The sequence below is a fragment of the Parapedobacter pyrenivorans genome, assembly GCF_014636865.1.
GTDB classification, from domain to species: Bacteria; Bacteroidota; Bacteroidia; order Sphingobacteriales; family Sphingobacteriaceae; genus Parapedobacter; species Parapedobacter pyrenivorans.
On record NZ_BMER01000007.1, the window covers coordinates 2,563 to 6,799 of the forward strand.

General features: G+C 60.4%; 2 protein-coding genes. Both read left to right on the top strand.

Going from position 1 to position 4,237, the window contains the following annotated elements; translation table 11 throughout:
* The coding region (locus tag IEV98_RS22950; protein ID WP_194444875.1) for an Ig-like domain-containing protein at window positions 1–3,544 on the top strand (3,544 nt) is incomplete at its 5' end.
* A 142-nt stretch (window positions 3,545–3,686) separates the two neighbouring features.
* On the top strand, window positions 3,687–4,237 hold a 551-nt coding region (locus IEV98_RS22955), incomplete at its 3' end, for a type IX secretion system membrane protein PorP/SprF (protein ID WP_188508405.1).

Sequence of the window (4,237 nt, forward strand, 5' to 3'; positions counted from 1 at the left end):
CAATGGCGGTACGCCGGTCGCCGTTTCGGGATTGGCGGTCGGTTCGGCAGCGCAGCAGTTTACGGGGATTGATGTGAGTGGCTTGAATGACGGAACGCTCACCGTAAGCCTGACAGTGGTTGATGTTGCTGGCAATGAATCCGGGGTGGTCACCCATACGATCAGCAAGGATGCCCGGGTACCTACGGTAACCAGCGTGGCCATCGCAAATGGCGACTACGCCGAAGGCGATGGGATTGATGTAACGATTACACTAGACGAGGATGTGCTGGTGGGTGGTCCGAATTCAACGCTGGCGCTGGATATCGGTGGAGTGACCCGCCAGGCCGTTTTCGTGAGTGAAAATGCAGGCGCGCTGCTTTACCAATATACCGTACAGGCGGGTGACAATACGGACGGAGCAGGTGTAATTGCCCTTGCCAACGGCATTTCCCTGAATGGCGACTTCATCCGCGATGCGGTGGGCAACGATGCGGAACTGGCCTATGCGCAGGTCAGCAATGCCAACGCCCAGGTGGATACGGAGGCACCCGTGGAACCAACGGTGGCGTTCCCGGCGGCAGCCGTTTCAGTGAATGCGGATGATTACACAATCAGCGGTCTCCACAGTGAAAATGGCGTAACCGTCAAGCTTTACCCCGATGCGGACAATGATGGTGTGCCGGATAATGTGCCGGCGCTGGATGCATACGTATTGACCGATGGCACTTGGAGCCTAGGCGCTCCGCTGGCCGCGGATAGCGACAATAACTTTGTGGTCATTGCCGAGGACGCAGCGGGCAACATTTCCGGTGCAGTGGATGTGCCGACGATTACCGAAGATTCGGTAGCACCGGTGGCGCCATCTGCCCCCGACCTACTGCCGACAAGTGACAGCGGGGTGAGCGATAACGACAACCTGACCAACCACACGGCCGTCACCCTGACGGGTACGGCCGAACCGAATAGCACGGTATCGCTGACCAGCGATCGGGATGGGATTGTGGGCACAGCTCCGGCCGATGGCTTGGGCAATTGGCACATAACCACTGGCACACTGAGCGTCGGCGCCCACGGCCTGACGGCTACCGCGACCGATGCTGCGGGCAATACAAGTGCTTCCTCGGCAGTGCTATCCCTGACGGTGGATACCCAGGTACCTGTTCTAGCGGCCATGGATGACCGGTACCTGCAGCCGGGTGCGAGCAGCGGGCCAATGGTGGTGACCCTGGGCGATGAAACCACACTTTCAGTAGGTGTGGTGCTTACGGTGACCAGCTCCGATCCGGCGGTGGTGGCTGCGGGAGACATCGCGGTGGGCGGAATTGGCGCTAACCGTACGATGACAGTAACCGCAACGGGCTCAGGTATCACGATAATTACGTTAAGTGCGGAAGATGAGGCCGGCAATATCGGCACAACGACGTTTACCGTAATGGTAAACACTGCGCCAACGATCAGCGGCACGCCGACTACAGTGGTGGATCAGGGCGTGGCGTACAGCTTCGTACCCACGGCATCGGATGTCGATAACGATATGGAAGAACTGACCTTCATGATCACAAACAAACCGGATTGGGCGGACTTCGACACGGCCACGGGTGAGCTTAGCGGCACGCCGGGCAACAGCGAAGTGGGCATCACCACGGGCATTGTGATCGCGGTGAGCGATGGTACGCTTAGTGCGGATCTTGCTGCCTTCAATCTGGAGGTGGTGAACGTGAATGATGCGCCGACCATCAGCGGTATACCGGCTACCAGCGTGGAACAGGACGTGGCGTACAGCTTCGTGCCCACGGCATCGGATGCCGATAACGATATGGAAGAACTGACCTTCATGATCGCGAACAAGCCCGATTGGGCGGACTTCGACACGGCCACCGGTGAGCTTAGCGGCACGCCGGGCAACGGTAATGTGGGTGTGACCACGGGTATCGTGATCACGGTGGGCGATGGTACGCTTAGTACGGATCTTGCTGCCTTCGATCTGGAGGTGGTGAATGTGAACGATGCACCGACTATCAGCGGCACGCCGGGAACGAGTGTGGACCAGGATGTGGCTTACAGTTTCATCCCGGTAGCCGATGACATCGACGGTGATGAGCTGACGTACAGCATCACGAACAAACCGGACTGGGCGGATTTCGATACCGCCACGGGTGAGCTATCCGGCACGCCGGGCAACGGTGATGTGGGCGTGACCACGGATATCGTCATCTCGGTGAGCGATGGTACGCTTAGTGTGGATCTTGCTGCCTTCGACCTGGAGGTGGTGAACGTGAACGATGCGCCGACCATCGGCGGTACGCCGGCGATGAGCGTGGATCAGGGTATGGCCTATAGCTTCATCCCCGCAGCCGAAGATATCGATGGGGATGAGCTGACATTCAGCATAACGAACAAGCCTGATTGGGCGGACTTCAACACGGCCACGGGTGAGCTATCCGGCACGCCGGGCAACGGTGACGTGGGCATCACCACGGGCATCGTCATCGCGGTGACCGACGGTACTGCGTCGGCGAGTCTGGCAGCTTTCGACCTGGAAGTGAACAGTGTGATCATTTCGGGCATAACATTACCGGACGGCAGCTTTGTATACGACGGAACGACCAAATCCTTGACGATTGTAGGGATGCTGCCGGAGGGCGCATCGGTAAGTTATGCGAATAACAGCCGGACGGATGCGGGCACCCAGGAAGTAACGGCTACCGTGAGCGGCGGTAACTACGAAGACCTGGTGCTGACGGCCACGCTGCGGATCACGCCTGGGATGCGGACACTGGCCTTCCCGGTACTGGCGGAACGCACCTACGGGGATGACGATTTCAGCGGGGATGCCAGTACCAGCAGCGGGGAGGGGATCACCTACACGAGCAGCAACCCGGCGGTAGCGGAGATTACGGCAGACGGGATGATCCGCATCACGGGCGCGGGCGAGGCGATGATCACGGCCACGGTACCGGCGAACGGGAACTATGCGAACCGCCCGGAGATCACCCAGGCATTGGTTGTGCGCAAGGCCAGCCAGACGATCATGTTCAACGCCCCTGCGGAAGTGAACCGGGATGCGGGCACGGTACAGCTGGACGTAACGGCCTCAAGCGGGCTGCCGGTATCCCTGGCAATCGACGACGAACAGGTGGCCACACTGAGCGGCACGGCACTCAACGTACTCCGGCTGGGTACGGTACGCATCACGGCCGCGCAGGCGGGCGACGGCAACCATGAAGCTGCCGGACCGGTGACGGTGACGGTACGGGTGGTCGACCCGGCCTCTGACTTCCCGGTGCGTGTGCATCAGGCGGTATCGCCGAACGGCGACGGCATCAACGAGTTCCTGATCATCGAGGGTATCCGGGATTACCGGAGTAACCGGGTGAGCGTGATCAACCGCAACGGCACGGTGGTTTGGGAGGCCAGCGGCTACGACAACGACCGGGTGGCGTTCCGCGGCGTCGGCACGGGGCAGCAGCAGCTTCCTGCGGGGACGTACTTCTACATCGTGGAACTCCAAGCGGGCAGCGGTACGGAATACCGGAAGGGTTACTTTGTGTTAAGGTATTAGTGGAGAGGTTTTACGACAGTTGCTCCACGACTGGATCCGGTGCGCTGTGCTTCCGTCTCCCAGGCCGTGTCTGCAACCGGCGTAAAACCGGCAGGGGTTTGGTTGGTGATTTATGAAAGGTAATAATCGAAAAAGCAGTAAAATGAAAAGGAATATAATCAGCGTCATAGTGATTTTGCTGGCGGTGGGCCACATCCGGGCCCAGCAGCCGCTCACCCACACGCAGCATGGGCAGCTGCGTACGGTGATCAACCCGGCGGCGAGCCTGATGAGCCGGAAAGGTGAGGTGTCGGTGATCGGCCGGCGGCAGTGGGTGGGCATGGACGGTGCGCCCACGGTATTCTGGGGCAGCGGCCACGTGGGCTTCGAAAGCTTCGGTGCGACGGCTGGGCTGAACATCCGCCACGAGAGCCTGGCGGTGGAGAAACTGACCGAAGCCTCGGCGTTCTTTGCCAAGAGCGTGCGGATATCGGAGACGGAATACGTGGGGCTTTCGCTGAATGCGGGGGTGAGCTACCTGGACGGGCGCTTCTCGCAGCTGGACCCCCTTGACCCGGCCTTCCGGGAGGACGTGAAGGAGACGGACGCACTGGTGGGCTTCGGGGTGCTGCTGTACCGTCCGGAGCGTTACTATGTGGGGCTGTCGCTTCCGCGGCTGATGCTGGGGAGCCTGGGTGTGGCCAGCGACAGCCG